Origin of the sequence: Pseudomonas sp. GL-B-26 (genome assembly GCF_019947405.1) — a bacterium.
In the GTDB taxonomy this organism is placed as follows: domain Bacteria; phylum Pseudomonadota; class Gammaproteobacteria; order Pseudomonadales; family Pseudomonadaceae; genus Aquipseudomonas.
This window is the reverse complement of sequence record NZ_JAGYGJ010000019.1, coordinates 68,342-85,813: the sequence shown is the minus strand read 5'-3', so window position 1 is coordinate 85,813 and position 17,472 is coordinate 68,342. Positions and strand designations below refer to the sequence as shown.

13 protein-coding genes are annotated in these 17,472 nt (G+C 59.9%); all 13 read left to right on the top strand.

What is annotated here, in order from left to right:
* The first annotated feature begins 52 nt into the window (after positions 1-52).
* The 13 genes from KGB23_RS14740 (at position 53) to pseI (ending at position 17,355) form a co-directional block, all read left to right on the top strand.
* Entirely contained in the window at positions 53-3,625 is a 3,573-nt protein-coding gene (locus KGB23_RS14740) for a glycosyltransferase (RefSeq protein ID WP_223431619.1), read from the top strand.
* A 225-nt stretch (positions 3,626-3,850) separates the two neighbouring features.
* Positions 3,851-4,624, top strand: coding sequence for a glucose-1-phosphate cytidylyltransferase (gene rfbF, locus KGB23_RS14735; RefSeq protein WP_223431618.1), 774 nt, complete (start codon positions 3,851-3,853; stop codon positions 4,622-4,624).
* Complete coding sequence (rfbG, locus tag KGB23_RS14730; protein WP_223431617.1) at positions 4,606-5,688, top strand: CDP-glucose 4,6-dehydratase; 1,083 nt, start codon at positions 4,606-4,608, stop codon at positions 5,686-5,688. The genes rfbF and rfbG overlap by 19 nt, the downstream gene beginning before the upstream one ends.
* Positions 5,685-6,245 (top strand): dTDP-4-dehydrorhamnose 3,5-epimerase, encoded by a 561-nt coding sequence (rfbC, locus tag KGB23_RS14725; RefSeq protein WP_223431616.1) that lies wholly within the window; start codon positions 5,685-5,687, stop codon positions 6,243-6,245. The genes rfbG and rfbC overlap by 4 nt, the downstream gene beginning before the upstream one ends.
* Before the next feature lie 11 nt (positions 6,246-6,256).
* Positions 6,257-7,114, top strand: a complete 858-nt coding sequence (locus tag KGB23_RS14720) for an NAD-dependent epimerase/dehydratase family protein (RefSeq protein ID WP_223431631.1) — start codon at positions 6,257-6,259, stop codon at positions 7,112-7,114.
* Positions 7,104-8,174: a class I SAM-dependent methyltransferase gene (locus KGB23_RS14715; RefSeq protein WP_223431615.1), complete on the top strand. Its 1,071-nt coding sequence runs from the start codon at positions 7,104-7,106 to the stop codon at positions 8,172-8,174. The genes KGB23_RS14720 and KGB23_RS14715 overlap by 11 nt, the downstream gene beginning before the upstream one ends.
* 17 nt (positions 8,175-8,191) lie before the next feature.
* Complete coding sequence (locus KGB23_RS14710; RefSeq protein ID WP_150655081.1) at positions 8,192-8,929, top strand: cephalosporin hydroxylase family protein; 738 nt, start codon at positions 8,192-8,194, stop codon at positions 8,927-8,929.
* Positions 8,930-8,980: 51 nt separating this feature from the next.
* Entirely contained in the window at positions 8,981-11,914 is a 2,934-nt protein-coding gene (locus tag KGB23_RS14705; protein ID WP_223431614.1) for a TIGR00180 family glycosyltransferase, read from the top strand.
* A gap of 30 nt (positions 11,915-11,944) precedes the next feature.
* Positions 11,945-12,946 (top strand): UDP-N-acetylglucosamine 4,6-dehydratase (inverting), encoded by a 1,002-nt coding sequence (pseB, locus tag KGB23_RS14700; RefSeq protein ID WP_223431613.1) that lies wholly within the window; start codon positions 11,945-11,947, stop codon positions 12,944-12,946.
* A complete protein-coding gene (gene pseC / locus KGB23_RS14695) occupies positions 12,943-14,106 on the top strand; it encodes a UDP-4-amino-4,6-dideoxy-N-acetyl-beta-L-altrosamine transaminase (RefSeq protein WP_223431612.1) in 1,164 nt (387 codons plus the stop codon). Before pseB ends, pseC begins: the two co-directional genes overlap by 4 nt.
* Positions 14,107-14,112: 6 nt before the next feature.
* The gene (gene pseF, locus KGB23_RS14690; protein WP_223431611.1) at positions 14,113-14,808 is read left to right on the top strand and encodes a pseudaminic acid cytidylyltransferase; all 696 of its coding nucleotides are present in this window, start codon (positions 14,113-14,115) and stop codon (positions 14,806-14,808) included.
* Positions 14,805-16,310, top strand: coding sequence for a UDP-2,4-diacetamido-2,4,6-trideoxy-beta-L-altropyranose hydrolase (gene pseG / locus KGB23_RS14685; protein WP_223431610.1), 1,506 nt, complete (start codon positions 14,805-14,807; stop codon positions 16,308-16,310). The genes pseF and pseG overlap by 4 nt, the downstream gene beginning before the upstream one ends.
* Positions 16,303-17,355, top strand: coding sequence for a pseudaminic acid synthase (gene pseI, locus KGB23_RS14680; RefSeq protein ID WP_223431609.1), 1,053 nt, complete (start codon positions 16,303-16,305; stop codon positions 17,353-17,355). Before pseG ends, pseI begins: the two co-directional genes overlap by 8 nt.
* Positions 17,356-17,472: the final 117 nt, after the last annotated feature.

Here is a 17,472-nt window from a genome sequence, read left to right as displayed (position 1 = left end):
TCCGTGGCCTCTACCTGAAAGGGGGAGGCCCGCCGCTCGAGAGTTTCCCGTCGTGAATCAACGCCCCCTCGTCAGTATCGTCATCCCTGCCTTCAACCCGCGCTTTTTCAGCCAGGCGTTGGAAAGTGCGCTCGCCCAGACCTACGAGCAGATCGAGATCGTCATCTGCGATGACTCCTCCAGCGACGAGATCCGCGACATCGTTGACAGCTTTGTCGAGCCGGCGCACCCGATTCGCTACCTGCGTAATCCACACCGTTTGGGCTTGCAGAAAAACGTGCTGCGTTGCGTAGAAGAAGCCCGGGGCGAGTTCATCAAAGTGCTGTGTGACGACGACCGTCTGTTTGCGCCGAGTATTGCCTTGCAGGCTCAGGTGTTGATCGACCATGCCGATGTCAATGTGGTGTTTGCCCTGCGGATGCTCAGCGATGCCGGTAATTTCCTCCTGCCGCCGCGGATCGACAACTGCCGCTTCTCGCCGAACGATGCGTTGCTGAAAGGCGACGACATGCTGGCGATCTTCGAAGGTACGCCAAAGAATTTCCTCGGCAACTTCAGTTCGACCCTGATACGTCGGGCCGATGTATTGGAGTTGTTGCCGGCGCTGATTCAGGAAGGCGCTGGTTTCGTCGCCATGCTCGATTTCGCCCTGTTTGTGTGTCTGATGCGTCGCGGCAATCTGGTGTCGCTCAACACGGTGCTGAGCACCGAGCGGTTGTACCCGCAACGACTCAGCAAAACCCCGGAGATGCTCAAGGCCGCTGCGGTGGAGTGGAGCTGGCTGGCGCAGATGCTCGCGGTACGCAGCGGCGAATCGGCACCGGCGTCGGGCTGGGTCCGTTACATCGACCTGGCCAATGTCACGGATCAACCTCACGCATGGCAAGAGCTGTGCGTCACGCGCATTCTCGGTAACCGCAACACGGTGGTCAGTGGCCGAGTGGGCGGAGAGAGTGAGAGCTACGAAGATTTTTATCGTGAATGGCTGGCGATCCGGAGGTTTTCGCAGGTCGAGCAACGCCTGATGCCGCAGCGCATCGACAGTTGGTCGTCGCGTCCGCAAATCGTACCGATCGTGATTGATAGAGACGCTGACGTGGCTGCGCTGGACATGACGTTGCAGAGCCTTCGTGCCCAGCTCTATGCGCCGCAGGCGGTGGTGGTGGTATCTGATGCTCATTGCGACACTGATGAGCGCCTCCTGCAGCTGCCATTCCAGGCAGACTGGGCGCAACAGCTCAATGCCGTGGTGCCCCAACTGGAGGGCACTCACTGGTTTTACTTATTGCGGGCGGGCGACACCTTACGCGAGTCGGCGTTGTTGGTTCTGGCTGAGCGTATCGCCGGGTCGCCCGGCATTCTGTGCGCCTATAGCGATGAAGGTAAGTTGACCGATGGCGAGTCGGTCGACCCGGTGTTCAAGCCGGATTTCAACCTTGACCTGATGCGCGCTTATCCCTACGTCGGCCGAACCTTGGCGTTTGAGCGCCAGCGCTTCATGGCGATGGGCGGTTTTGATTCGGCTCACGGTGAGTTGGCGCCCCATGATCTGTTGTGGCGTCTGGTTGAAGAGGCCGGGCCACAGATCGTCGAGCACATCGCCGAGATTCAGGTGGAGTCGAGTCTGGCCTTTGCCGATTGGCTGTCGCTGCCCGAGGTGATCGAGCGCAACGCCGGTATGGTTGGGGCTCATCTGGATCGTATCGGCGTGCCGCACAGGATACGTCACGAAGCGCTGCCGCTGATCAATCGCATCGACTACCTGCACGTCGCGCGTCCGTTGGTATCGATCATCATCCAGGCCGGTGGCTCGTTGTATGCGTTGCAACGTTGTACCGAAAGCCTGATTGAGCGTACGGCTTACGCTCAGTACGAAATCCTGATCGTCGACAGCGGCAGTGATGAGCCGGCGATGATCGAGTGGCTGGCGGCAATGGCGCAACTCGGTGCCGCCATGTTGCGGGTGCTGAATTACGCTGGGGAGGCCAACGAAGCGGCCATTCGTAATTTCGCGGCGAGTCAGGCGCGGGGCGATTACCTGGTGCTGCTCGATGCGCAAGCCGTGATTTGCGATGGCGACTGGCTGGACGAGTTACTCAACCATGCTCAGCGTCCCGAAGTGGGCGTGGTGGGTGCCAGGCTGCTGAGTCCCGAGGGAGCCATCGTCAGTGCCGGGTTGATCCTGGGGCTGGCCGGGCCGGTCGGTTCGCCGTTTGCTGGCGAGGCCGCGAACGGTCGTGGTTACATGCAGCGTTTGCAGGTCACCCAGAGCTGGAGTGCCGTGAGCAGTCAATGCCTGATGGTACGTAAACACGTTTTTGAAGAACTCGGCCGACTGGACGAGGCCACGTTCAGCCTCGGCTTGAGCGATGTCGATTTGTGTTTGCGGGCGAGCAAGGACGGCTATCTGGTGGTCTGGACGCCCTATGCCAGCGTGGTATTGGCGTCGCAGGCCGGTGCGTCACGGTCGACTTCGACGACTGCGCTACGCGAGCGTGAGGAAGACGCGTTCTACAGCAAATGGCTGCCGCAGATCGCCAAGGATCCGGCTTACAGTCCCGCGCTGAGCCTTGGGTTTTCCAGTTTCAGCCTGGAGACGTCGTTGCGCGACAACTGGAACCCTTTTTGCACCCGTGCCTTGCCGCTGATTCTGGGATTGCCGGTCAACAGCACTGCGGTCGGACACTATCGTGTCACCGGGCCAATGAAGGAACTCGAGGCGGCGGGACGAGTGATTTCCCGCTTCGCCTATGAGTCTCCATCGACGGTGGAGATCGAGCGGTTATCCCCGGACACCATCATCCTGCAATGTCGCTACAGTGAAGGTGCTGTCAGTGACATTTTGCGCATAAAGAAATACTCCAGTGCACTTCGGATTTTCGAACTGGACGACTACGTTGTCAGCGCGCCGAAGAAAAACACCCACACCCGCAACAAGCCAGTCAACACTGAACAGATGCTGCGCGAAGGCATCGCACTGTGTGATCGTGTGGTGGTGACGACCCAGCCGCTGGCCGACGCGTTATCGAGCATGCACAGCGAGATTCGCGTAGTACCGAACATGCTGTCGCCGGACCCGTGGGCGACACTGACCAGCCGCCGCCGAACCTCCAGCAAGCCGCGCGTTGGCTGGGGTGGCGGCACCAGTCATACCGGGGACCTGGAGATCATTGCCGAGGTCGTGCGCGAGTTGGCGAACGAGGTCGAGTGGGTGTTCTTTGGCATGTGCCCTGACGCCTTGCGCCCGTACATCCACGAGTTTCATTCCTCCGTCGGCTTGCAGAGCTACCCGTTCAAACTGGCGAGCCTGAACCTCGACCTGGCACTGGCACCACTGGAATTCCACATCTTCAACGACTGCAAAAGTAATCTGCGGTTACTGGAGTACGGTGCTTGCGGTTACCCGGTGATCTGCACCGACACCGAGGCCTATCGCGGCCACTTGCCGTGCACCAAGGTCTACAGCAACAGCTCGGACGAATGGCTGCAAGCGATCCGCATGCACTTGGCCGATCCGGATGCCAGCTACCGCATGGGCGACGAACTGCGTGAAGCGGTGCATCGTGATTTCATGCTGCGTGGCGACAACCTTCAGCATTGGCTGTGGGGTTGGTTGCCGGACTGATTTCGTCGCTGACCCTCAACCTTAAAAGACGTCCGAACGTAACCCGTACTCGGACGTTTTTTTTGTCCTGCGCAATTGGCTCACTTCCTGCAAGTCACCCGTATATCGCCATAAAACCTTCACCCCAAGGGCGTGAACGACCACTGGCTGCGGGCAAATGATGTGCATCTGACGGTTCGCCTACCCCTGCGGGGTACGGGCCGCGCGAAGAGCAAGAGGACAGCGATGAAGGCAGTAATTCTGGCAGGTGGTCTCGGTACGCGGATCAGCGAAGAGTCGCACCTCAAGCCCAAGCCGATGATCGAGATCGGTGGTAAGCCAATTCTTTGGCACATCATGAAACAGTACTCGGCCCACGGGATTCATGACTTCGTGATCTGCCTTGGCTACAAGGGCTATGCGATCAAGGACTTCTTCGCCAACTACTTCCTGCACACCTCCGATGTCACCTTCGACATGCGTGAAAACCGCATGGATGTTCACCAGAATTACAGCGAACCATGGCGTGTCACCCTGATCGACACCGGTGAAGAGACGCTGACCGGCGGGCGTTTGCGCCGTGCCGCGCGTTATCTGGAAAACGAAGAAGCTTTTTGTTTCACCTATGGAGACGGTGTGTCGGATCTGAACATCGGAGCGCTGGTAGATTTTCACCGGTCTCATGGCAGGCTGGCGACAGTGACCGCTGTGCAACCGCCAGGCCGTTATGGCGCCCTGGAGCGTAATGGCGACACGGTGTTGGGCTTCACCGAAAAACCTCGCGGCGACGGCGGCTGGATCAACGGCGGCTTCTTCGTGCTGTCACCCAAAGTGCTGCCCTACATCGCAGATGATCAAACTTCCTGGGAAGCCGAACCGCTGACTAGACTGGCGGGCGAAGAACAATTGCATGCGTTCCAGCACGACGGCTTCTGGCATCCAATGGACACCCTGCGCGACAAGAATCATCTGGAAGCGTTGTGGCAGAGCGGGGAGGCCCCATGGAAGCAGTGGGACTGAACGCGGAGTTCTGGCAGGGCAAGCGAGTCCTGATCACCGGCCACACCGGTTTCAAAGGCAGTTGGCTGACGTTGTGGTTGCAAAGCCTCGGTGCGAAGGTCAGCGGGTTTTCGCTTGATCCGTCCACCGAACCGAGCCTGTTCGAACTGGCGCGTGTTCACGAAGGCATCAACGACCAGCGCGGCGACCTGCGTGACTTGGGTGCCTTGCTTGAGGTCATCGCCGAAACCGAACCGGAGATCGTCCTGCATCTGGCGGCCCAGCCGCTGGTGCGTGAAAGTTATCGCGACCCGTTGGGCACCTATTCCAGCAATGTCATGGGAACCCTCAACCTGCTCGAAGCGATTCGTCAGGTCGGTGGTGTCCGTGCCTGTGTGCTGGTGACCACCGACAAGGTTTACGCCAATCAGGAATGGCTGTGGCCATACCGTGAAAACGAACCGTTGGGCGGGCATGACCCCTATAGCAGCAGCAAAGCTTGCTGCGAGCTGCTGGCGCAATCCTACGGCGCCTCATTCTTCGCCGCCGAACGTTATGACGAGCATGGCCTGGCCCTGGCGACTGCCCGTGCCGGCAATGTACTGGGCGGTGGTGACTTCGCCCCGGAGCGGCTGATCCCGGATGTACTCAAGGCCTGGTCCGCGAATGAACCGGTCACCTTGCGCTACCCACAAGCGGTACGTCCCTGGCAGCACGCGTTGGAGCCTCTGGCCGGTTACTTGTTGTTGGCTGAACGCTTGTACGAGCAGGGCCCGGCGTATTCGGGGGCCTGGAACTTCGGCCCGGGTGATGCCGATATGTGTACCGTCGGAAAAGTGGTGGAGCGGCTGGCCAGCCGCTGGCCGCAGGCACCCGGGCTGCGTATCGAGGCCAGCGACCTGCATGAGGCCGGCCTGTTGCGACTGGACAGCAGTCGTGCGCAGCAATTGCTCGGCTGGCGCCCTTGCTGGTCGCTGCGGCAGTGTCTTGAACATACGCTGGACTGGCATCTGGCCTGGAAGAATGGCGAGGACATGCGTGCGGTCACCCTGAATCAATTGAATCTTTACAAGGAACGGTCATGAACGAACTCACGCTCCAGGCGCTGGAACTGGAAGGGTTGTTTTTGATTCGGCAGAAAGTGTTCAGTGATGATCGAGGCCGGTTTGCCCGCCTGTTTTGCCAGACCAGCCTGACGGTGCAGGGCCGACCTTTCGCTATCCGCCAGATCAATCATTCGCGTACTGCCGAGAAGGGCAGCGTTCGAGGCCTTCATTACCAAAAAGCCGGGTTCGCCGAGTCCAAACTGATTACCTGCATACGCGGCGCGGTCTGGGATGTGGTGGTAGACCTGCGCCCGCAGTCGCCCACGTATTTGCACTGGCACGCTGAAGAGCTGCGTGCCGACGATGGGCGCAGCCTGCTGATCCCGGCGGGTTTCGCCCATGGTTTTCAATCCTTGACCGACGACTCGGAAGTGCTCTATCTGACGGATGCGGATTACGCCCCCGCCCATGAAGCCGGCCTCTCGGTCAATGACCCTGCATTGGCCATACCTTGGCCGTTGCCCGTCAAGAACTTGTCGGCCAAGGATGCCGGCCATCCACTGCTGGATGACCATTTCAGCGGTGTCGTGCTGTGACAGCTCGCGCAATGAAAGTGCTGGTCACCGGCGCCAGTGGCTTTGTGGGGCGACATCTGGTCAGTGCCTTGCTTGCCAAAGGCTTCAAGGTTCGGGCCGTGTCGCGAAACATCGAAGCGGCCCGTGCGATGCCGTGGTTTGGCGACGTGGAATTCGTTGCTGCTGATATCCAGTCCCCGGATCTGAATGTGACGGCTTTGGCCGAGGGGGTCGATGCCATCGCGCACCTGGCCTGGACCGGCTTGCCGAACTATCAGGCGCTGTTCCATTTCGAGCGCAACTTGCCGCTGGATTACGCTTTTCTCAAACGAGTGGTCGAGGCCGGCGTCAGCCAGGTGCTGGTCACCGGAACCTGTTTCGAGTACGGGCTGCAAAGTGGCCCTTTGAGCGAGGCGGTGGCGGCACAACCCAACACCCCCTATGGCTTGGCCAAACACACCTTGCGGTTGTTTCTTGAAGCCTTGCAGCGTGAGCGTCCGTTCACCTTGCAGTGGGCGCGGCTGTTCTATCTGCATGGCGAGGGACAGAACCCCAACAGCCTGTTGGCCAGCCTCGACCGGGCCATCGACGCCGGTGACGCTCAGTTCAATATGTCGGCGGGCGACCAGCTGCGTGACTACCTGGAAATCAGGCAGGCCGCGGGTCTGTTGGCGATGCTCATCGCCCGTCGCGATGTGGAAGGCGTCATCAATTGCTGCAGCGGGCAACCGGTTTCCGTCAGGGCGCTGGTTGAGCAGCATGTTCGTCAGCGTCAATCGTCCATCGCCCTGAATCTGGGGCACTACGGTTACTCCGCCCATGAACCCATGGCGTTCTGGGGCGTGGCCCAGCGGATTTCGAAACTGGCAGGAGAAGAACATGCAGCGTGAGCTATATCGAGTGGCCGGGCTGCCGGTACTCCAGAACCGCACATTTGCCAGCGCCGAGCAGGCCCGGGCTTCGGGCAGCGCCGATATCGTGCTGGTGCAGGACAGCCAGAGCGGGTTGATCTTCAACCAGGCCTTTGACGCCAGCAAGCTCAGCTACGACGCCGACTATCAAAACGAACAGGCCCATTCGGTTCAGTTCCAGCAGCACTTGAATGATGTCGAGGCCATTCTTGCTCATCATTTCAAAGGGCAAAGCCTGATTGAAGTCGGCTGCGGTAAAGGTTATTTCCTGGAGATGCTGCGCGAGCTGGGCTATGCCATCACCGGTATCGACCCCTCCTACGAAGGTGACAACGTCGAAGTCATCAAGGCCCCCTTCACCAAGGAGCTGGGGCTGGCCGCCGACGCTATCGTTTTGCGCCACGTTCTGGAACATATCAGCGATCCGGTGAGCTTCCTGGCTGAAATTGCCAGCGCCAATCAGGGTGGGCAGATTTACATCGAGGTGCCTTGCTTCGACTGGATTGTCGAACATAACGCCTGGTTCGATGTGTTCTACGAACATGTGAATTACTTCCGTCTTGCGGATCTGCGCGGTCTGTTCGGCACGGTGCACGAGTCGGGGCACCTGTTTGGCGGGCAGTACCTGTACATCGTCGCGGACCTGTCGACCTTGCGCCGAGCACCGGTCGAGGCGCCGCAACTGCTCACGCTCGCGGATAATTTCACCGCCAGCATCGGGCGAGCGGTGCAGATCATTCGCGCCAGCGGCACTCAGGGCGCAGGCATCTGGGGAGCCTCATCCAAGGGCGTGATCTATTCGCTGTTCCTGCAGCGCGCCGGTGTGACTGTCGAGCATGTGGTGGACATCAACCCGTCCAAGCAGGGCCGTTATCTGCCGCTGAGCGGGGTACGTGTCTCTTCGCCGCAAGAGGCCCTGGACGGTCTGCCTGAAGGTGCGAATCTGTTTGTGATGAACTCCAACTACCTCGAAGAAATCAAGCGGATGACCGGTGGACGCTACGTCTATCACGCCGTCGACAGCGCTTCGTTCCAGTGACTATTGAGATTACAAAAATGACCGACAACACGATCCATAAAGCCTTCGAAGCGGAATGTCAGGCAGAAATCGCCCGTCAGGGCGACGACCAGGAGCTGACCGCTCTGGCCCAGGATTTCTTCAATAAATCGGCCAAGCACAAATACAGCTACCACTTCTCGTGGATGGGGCGACCGATCATCCAGCTGCCGCAAGACATGATGGCGATGCAGGAAATCATCTGGCAGGTCAAACCGGACCTGGTGATCGAATGCGGTATCGCCCATGGTGGTTCGATCATTTACTACGCCTCGCTTCTGGAGCTGCAGGGCCACGGTGAAGTGCTGGGCATCGATCTCGACATCCGTGCGCACAACCGCGAAGCCATCGAAAGCCACCCGATGAGCAAACGCATTTCCATGATCGAAGGTTCGAGCACGGACCCGGCCATCGCCGCTCGAGTGCGCGCGTTGGCCGAAGGCAAAAAAGTCATTCTGGTGCTCGATTCCAACCATACCCATGATCACGTGCTTGAAGAGCTTCGTCTTTATGCGCCACTGGTCTCGGTGGACAGCTACTGCGTGGTCATGGACACCGTGGTCGAAGACATGCCGGCCGATTTCTTTCCAGATCGTCCGTGGGGCCCGGGTGACAACCCGAAGACTGCCGTGTGGAAGTACCTGGAAGAAAACAAGAACTTTGAAATCGACCAGCAGCTGCAAAACAAGCTGCTGATCACCGTGGCGCCCGACGGTTACCTGCGTCGCGTTCGTTAATCAACATTTGGATCGGGTTATTGGCCATTGGCCGGTTGCGGGGATAGAGATATGCAGGTTCAAAACAGTACTCATAACAACGTTGCACCGCTGAACGAGCGGTTCACGGTCGTGGTGATCACCCACAACCGGAACGCGTTCCTGCGGCGGACCCTGCAGTACTACAGCAACTATCCCTGCACGGTGCTGGTTCTGGACTCGTCTGTTGCAGGCGATGAGAGCATCGCCCGAGACTTCCCGTCGGTCGACTATCGCCATTTGCCTCAGTACACCTATCAAGGGCTTCAGGAAAAACTCACCTATGGCGTCACCCAAGTCACCACGCCTTACATGGTGTTTGCTGCCGATGATGATTTTCTGCTGCACGGCGCACTGACCGAGTCGCTGGAGTTTCTCGAAGCCAATCCCGACTATGGCATGTGCCATGGCTACGGAATGATGTACCTGGCCCGCGCCACCGAAGTTAACTACTACCGCCGTGACTGCAGGGTGCAAGAGGATTACAACTCGCAGCAGCCTGAAGATCGGGTCATTGAGTTCATGGGGCAGTTCCTGCCGCCGTTTTATGCGGTGACCCGCACCGACCTGCTGCAGCAGTGGTACAGCCAGCTGCCTGCGGGCACCAGTTTCGAGTGGCAGGAAATCGGCCACGCATTTTACCTGCTGGCCTGTGCCAAGGCGCGGATTCTGCCGATTCCCTACGCCGTGCGGGAGGCCAACTACGGCGCCTCGGATCACAACACCAACGTGTTGACCGTGCTCACGTACAAGGACGCGAAAACCGTCGCCGAGCGCGAGCAGTTTGCCGAGTTCCTGGCTTCGATTCTTACCCGGTTAAGCGACAAGAATCCGGCCGGGGCCAAACAGTTCGCACTGGACAGTTTTGCCGCCATGGCCGAGTGCTTGCTCGCAGGTCGCTCGCTCAAAGGCGCCATGATCTTTCGCTCGGCCTGGATCGAGGCCGGGCAAGCGCCGGTTCGCTCGTTCGCCCCCCAGCAGTTCGTCGAAATGCCGTTCTATAACAAGCCGATGTTCGACCTGCTGACCGAGTTCGAATTTCTGTTGCACGCGATGCCGGCCGGTCGCCTGCAATTGCAGGAGCTGGAAGGCGTCCTGCTCAAGCAGCACGAACTGATGCGCATCCATCCCAACGACAACGAGCGCACTATTCGTGCCCGTCTTTGGGAGGCGTTGAGTCTTGGCGTGTTCAATCGTTCGGTGGTCAAACGCCTGGCAGAGTCGCTCAAAGGTACAGAGGAAGCAGGCGAGGGGCTGAAGTTGCAGGCGTGGGCCGAGCGCCTCGATTCGCTACCGGGGCAGGGCGAGGGCACGTTGCTGCAGAGCATGCCGTCCGGGCGTTTGCTTGACTGGCTTGAAGCACGCAACCCCGATGCCGCCCAGCTTTCAGATATCACCAGGTATCTGGGCAAGCATGATGGCGGCCCGCAGTTCGCCATTTTGCTGCTGGATCTGGACGCCGACATGTTCAAGTTGCAGGCAACGTTCGACAGCCTGGTCAACGGACATTGCAAGACATTCAACGTGGTGGTGTTCACCACAGGCGAGTTACCGGCCACCACCAGCATCCGGGACACCGTGCACTTCGTCAAAGTCAGTACAACCCATTACGTGGACCGGATCAATCAGGTCATCGCGCAATCCTCCGCTGACTGGCTGCTGCTGGCCGAGGCCGGAGATCAGTTCACCCCGAGCGGGTTGTTGCGTGCCAGCCTCGAGCTGATGGGCGCCGAAGGCGTGCGCGCGGTGGCCATGGACGAAATTCAGCGTCAGACCAACGGCGCGTTGGTGGATGTATTCCGTCCCGGGGTCAACCTGGACCTGCTGCAAACCGTACCGTCGCTGATGGCACGGCACTGGTTGATCCAGCGTGACGTATTGGTCCAGGCCAAGGGCTTCTCGACCGAGCACACCCAGGCCCTGGAATTCGACCTGTTGCTGCGCCTGATCGAAGACGGCGGGTTGGGTGGGTTGGCGCATTTGTCCGAACCGTTGCTGATCTGCAACGCACCGGCCACAGAAGAAAACACGCAGGAACGCCAGGTATTGACCCGACACCTGGCCAACCGTGGCTATCGTGGCCAGGTCAGTTCGTCGTTGCCGCAGACGTATCAGATCAATTATCAGCACGCTGAACGGCCAATGGTCTCGATCATCCTGCACAGTCAGGACAACCTTGAGCACCTGAAAAGTGCGTTGGTCAGCGTGCTGCAGCGCACTCGCTATCAGCGCCACGAAGTGCTGATTGCCGATAATCACAGCCAGTCACCAGCGCTGGCCGAATGGCTGAGTAACCTGGAAGGCAAGGGCGAGCGCATTCGTGTGCTGCGTACCGCTGAGCGCTTGAGTGCCTCGGCGTTGTACAACGTCGCAAGCGCCGAGGCCAAAGGTGAGTACCTGGTAATGCTGTCGGCCGAAGCGCAGGTATTCAATGCCAACTGGCTCGACGCCATGCTCAACCAGGCCCAGCGCCCGGAAGTCGGCATCGTTGGCGCCAAACTGATAGACATTCGTGGTGTTACCACCCAGGCCGGGCTGATCCTCGGCTTGAATGGCAGCCTCGGCTCGGCCTTTGTCGGCGAGCGCAAAGATGCCATGGGTTATCTGAACGGCCATCAAGTCGAGCAGAACTATTCGGCGGTATCTGGCGCCTGCCTGATGATTCGCAAGGACTTGTTCGACGCAGTGGGTGGTTTGGACGAAGAGCATTTCCAGGAAGCGTTTGCCGACATCGACCTGTGCCTGAAAGTCGCCGATGCCGGCTACCTGACGGTCTGGTGCCCACAGGCGCAGTTGCTGCACCCGGGCCTGCTGCCGGATGCTCCACAACTGGCAGCTGCCCTGCGTGACAAGTGGCAGGCGCGCTTCGCTCAGGATGTGGCCTACAACCAGAATCTTTCCCTGACCGGCAAGGGCTTTACCCTCGGCGACGCCTCCAGTGTGAACTGGTCGCAGCTGCTTGCTTAAGCCTGACTGACAGGTACAAGGACTCAAGGCATGTTCAACGGTAAATCGATTTTCATCTCTGGCGGCACCGGCTCGTTCGGGCGCAATTTCATCCGCCGGTTGCTGGAGCAATACCAGCCCAAGCGTGTGGTGGTGTTCTCCCGCGATGAACTCAAGCAGTACGAGATGCAGCAGACGTTCAATGCGCCGTGCATGCGTTACTTCCTCGGTGACGTGCGTGATGCCGAGCGTTTGCGTCAGGCCATGCGCGGCATCGATTACGTGGTGCACGCTGCAGCGCTGAAACAAGTGCCGGCGGCGGAATACAACCCCACCGAATGCATCCGCACCAACGTCAACGGCGCGGAGAACATCATCGCCGCGGCCATCGATAACGGCGTGAAAAAAGTCGTCGCGCTGTCCACCGACAAGGCCGCCAGCCCGATCAATCTGTACGGCGCCACCAAGTTGCTGTCGGACAAATTGTTCGTCGCCGCGAACAACATTGCCGGTGACCAGAACACCCGTTTTTCGGTGGTCCGTTACGGCAACGTCGCCGGCTCGCGGGGGTCGGTGGTGCCGTTTTTCAGCAAGCTGATTGCCGAGGGCGCGCCAGAATTGCCGATCACCGATGAGCGCATGACGCGCTTCTGGATCACCCTCGATCACGGTGTGCAGTTTGTGCTCGACAGCTTCGCCCGCATGCACGGTGGTGAAGTGTTTGTGCCGAAGATTCCGTCGATCCGCATCGTCGATCTGGCGTTGGGTATGGCAGAACATTTGCCGCACAGGAACGTCGGCATTCGTCCGGGAGAAAAGCTCCATGAGTTGATGGTGCCGCTGGACGACGCGCGCATGACCCTGGAGTTCGATGATCACTACACCATTCAGCCGTCGATCCGCTTCACCAGCGTCGACGTGGATTTTGCCGTCGACAAACTGGGCGAGCAGGGCAAACCTGTGAGCGAGGATTTCGAGTATCGCTCCGACACCAACCCGCACTTCCTGTCGGTAGGCCAGATCGCAGATCTGCACGCTGAGCTGTCGGCATGATTCCCTACGGTCGGCAAAGCCTCGATCAGGCAGACATCGATGCGGTGGTCGCCGTGTTGCAGTCCGACTGGCTGACACAGGGGCCGACCATCGAGCGTTTCGAACAGGCCATGGCCGGGCGTTGCCAGGCTGATTTCGCAGTGGCGGTGTGCAATGCCACCGCCGCGTTGCACATCGCTTGCCTGGCGGCGGGACTCGGGCCGGGCGACCGGTTGTGGACCACGCCGAACACCTTTTTGGCTTCGGCCAATTGTGGTCGCTATTGTGGCGCCGAAGTGGACTTCGTCGACATCGATCCGCTGACCTGGAACCTCGATGCCTATGCCCTGGCCTCGAAACTTGAGCAGGCCGAGCGCGACGGCACGTTGCCGAAGGTATTGGTGGCCGTGGCGTTTTCCGGTCAAAGCTGCGACATGCGCATGATCGCCGAGTTGGCCGAACGCTATGGCTTTACGGTGATCGAGGATGCGTCCCACGCGGTCGGCGCGTCCTATGCCGGGCGTCCGGTGGGTTGCGGCGAGTTTGCGGCGATGACGGTGTTCAGTTTCCACCCCGTGAAGATCATCACCAGTGCCGAGGGCGGCATGGTCCTGACCAATCGCCCGGAATTGGCCGAGCGCCTGCGACGTCTACGCAGCCACGGCATGACCCGCGATCCGCAGCAGATGACCGAATCCAGCCATGGTCCCTGGTACTACCAGCAAGTGGAATTGGGCTTCAACTACCGGATCACCGATCTTCAAGCGGCGCTCGGTCTGTCACAACTGAACAAGCTCGATGGCTTCATCGAACGTCGTCGTGAACTGGCGGCGCGGTATGACCGATTGCTGGCGTACCTGCCGTTGACCTTGCCCAGCGCGCAACCAGACGCCGAGTCAGCATGGCATCTGTACGTGGTGCGGTTGCAGCCTGATCGGATCAGCCTCAGCCATCGGCAGGTGTTCGAAGGGTTGCGGGCGGCCGGGGTCGGGGTGAACCTGCACTATATTCCGCTGCATTTGCAGCCGTACTATCGTGATCTCGGGTTTGCCGAGGGAGACTTCCCGCAGGCCGAACGTTATTACGCCGAGGCCATCAGCCTGCCGCTGTTCCCTCTGCTGAGCGATGAACAACAGGACTTCGTGGTCGAGCAACTGCGTCGGTTGGTTCTTGAGGAGTAGTGACATTTGAGCTGCGTTGCAATCATTCCAGCCCGCGGTGGCAGCAAGCGTATCCCGCGCAAGAACCTCAAACCGTTCGACGGTGTACCGATGATCGTCCGTTCGATCCGTACGGCGCTCGATTGCGGGTTGTTCGATCAAGTCGTCGTCAGTACGGATGACGAAGAAATTGCCGACGTCGCCCGGGCTCATGGAGCACAGGTGCCGTTCGTGCGGCCTGTCGAACTGGCTGATGATTTCACCGGGACAGCTGCGGTGATCGTACATGCCTTGAGCCAATTGCCGATCTTCGACTACGTCTGCTGCATCTACGCTACTGCACCGCTGTTGCAGGCACGCTATCTGCGTCAGGGGCATGAATTGCTGGTGCAGCATCCGGACAAGTCGTTCGCTTTTTCCGTGGCCGGTTTCGGCTTCCCGGTGCAACGTGCCTTGACCCTTGATGAACAGGGTGCCTTGACCTCGCTCTATCCGGAGTTTCGCACTACCCGCTCACAGGATTTGCCTGAAGCCTATCAGGATGCCGGCCAGTTCTATTGGGGGCGCACAGAAGCCTGGTTGCGCGGCGATGTGCTGTTTTCGCCGGCGAGCCTGCCGGTGATTCTGCCGCGGCATCTGGTGCAGGACATCGATACCCTCGAAGACTGGAAGCGTGCCGAATACCTCTACGCCGCGTTGAAGGCTGGCGGAGAGCTGCAATGAGAGTACTGATCCGCGCCGACGCGTCGCCGACCATTGGCAGCGGTCACATCGCTCGCTGTTTGACCCTGGCCAGAGTCTTGCGCAAGCAAGGCGCGCAGGTGGCTTTCGCGTGCCGCCTGTTGCAGGGCCATCGACTGGATGCACTGCAAGCCGAGGGCTTTGAAACCTTCGCGTTGCCGGATCGCTATCCCGATGAAGACCCGCAGCAGGCGATCGAATCCCTGCTGCCGTGGCAGGCGGACATCGCCGCGCTCGGGCAAGCGTTGAGCAATCATCCGGCCTTCGATTGGGTCATCGTCGACCACTACGGCCTCGACCATCACTGGCAGATCGCGGCCCGCCGCTGGGCACCACGGATTGCCGCTGTGGACGATCTCGCCACTCGAACCTACAGCGTCGATCTGCTGCTCAACCAGAATTTGTCGGGTACGCCACAAGCCTATGCTTCGCTGCTGGCGCCCGGTTGCCAGACCTTGCTCGGCCCACGTTTTGCCTTGCTGCGCGATGAATTCTGCTGCCCGGCGATTCCGGTCAAGCCCCACGCCAGGCGAGTGCTGGTGAATTTCGGTGGCTTCGATGCGGCGATGCAAACCCATCACGCGATGCTGGCAATGGCGGATTTGCATGAGCTCGAAGTCGATTTCGTCGCCGGTGCCGACAACCCGGACTGGGCACAAATGCAGGCCTTGGCGGCGAGTCGTCCGAACTGGCGCTTGCACAGTTTTGTCAGTGACTTTTACCGACTGATGACCGAGGCCGACCTGTTTGTCGGTGCCGGCGGTGGCACCAGTTGGGAGCGGGCGGCCATGGGATTGCCGACGATCTGTATCGCGGTCTCGAATAATCAGCAGGCCAACGCCGAAATGATGGCGACCTCAGGTTCCCATGTGTATCTGGGCCCCCGCTCGAACGTAAGCGTCGAGCAGTTGCGTCAGGCCATTGCTTTTCTCGCGGGCAATCAGGGGTTACGCCAAAGCCTGGCCGAACACTCGCGTCGGTTGGTCGATGGGCGGGGTGCACAGCGGGTTGCGGCAGCGCTCGCCGGTGCGGTACTGCAGGTTCGCAAGGCGTCCCTGGACGATGCGCAGCTGCTGTTCGAGGGGCGCAATGCCGAGTCGGTGCGGCGCTGCTCGCTGGACACGCAGGTCATCGATTGGCAACGGCATCAAGACTGGCTGGCCGCGAGCCTGAGCAACCCAGGGCGATTACTGTTGATTGCCGAGGCGGACGATGGCCCGGTCGGAGTACTGCGTTATGACCTGGACGGACTTGAAGCCGAAGTCTCGATCTACCTGCTTGAAGGCCGCCTCGGTCTGGGGTGGGGCAGGGCACTGTTGGCGCGGGGCGAGGCCTTCGTGACCACCCACTGGCCGCAACTGAATGTCATCACCGCTCAAGTGTTGCCGGCGAATCAGCCGTCGCTGAAGCTGTTTCGCGAGGCAGGATTCACCCAGCGTGCTTGCGCGTTCACGCGCATATTGAAGGATCACCGCAATGACTAGCTTCAAGATTGGCCATCGCTCCATCGGTGCCGATGCGCCACCGTTCATCATTGCCGAGATGAGTGGCAACCATAACCAGTCTCTGGAGGTGGCGCTGCAGATCGTCGAAGCCGCGGCCAAGGCCGGCGCTCATGCCTTGAAGCTACAGACCTACACCGCCGAGACCATGACCCTGGACCTGTCCGAAGGTGAGTTCTTCATCAAGGACCCTGACAGCCTCTGGGCCGGTTCTTCGTTGTACGCGTTGTACGAGAAGGCCCACACACCGTGGGAATGGCACGCGCCGATTTTCGCCCGGGCCAAAGAGCTGGGCATGCTCGCGTTCTCCACACCGTTCGATGACACCGCGGTGGACTTCCTCGAAAGCCTCGACGTACCGGCCTACAAGATTGCCAGTTTCGAAAACACCGACCTGCCGTTGATTCGGCGCGTCGCTGCGACCGGCAAGCCATTGATCATTTCTACCGGCATGGCCAGCATCGCTGAACTCGACGAAACCGTACGTGCCGCCCGCGAGGCCGGTTGCAAGGATCTGGTGTTGCTCAAGTGCACCAGCACTTACCCGGCGACACCCGCCAACAGCAACGTGCGGACGATTCCTCATTTGCGCGAATTGTTTGGCTGTGAAGTCGGGCTGTCTGACCACTCCATGGGCGTCGGTGTGTCTGTGGCCGCGGTGGCACTGGGGGCAACGGTGGTGGAAAAACATTTCACCCTCGATCGAGCTGCGGGTGGTGTGGATGCCAGTTTCTCTCTGGAGCCTGCTGAACTGGCCAGTCTGGTGATCGAAACTGAGCGCGCCTGGCAGGCCATGGGCCATGTGCATTACGGCGTGACTGAAGCCGAGCGCAAGTCCGTGGTGTATCGCCGTTCGCTGTATGTGACTCAGGACATGGCGGCCGGCGAGCCCTTCACCGTCGCCAATCTGCGGGCCATCCGTCCTGGCTTGGGGCTGGCGCCTAAACACGCTGAAACCCTTCTGGGGCGCCGCGCCTGCCAGGCCATCAAGCGCGGAACACCGCTGGATTGGTCGTTGGTCGAATAACGTCTTATCGGCCAGATTCGGCAAAATAGCGTGACCTGCGAGTCATAACGCGCATCTTCACTGTATTGTATTAATCGGGGAGGTGGCGCCTGGTGTCTGTTTGACCCGGTGATAGCC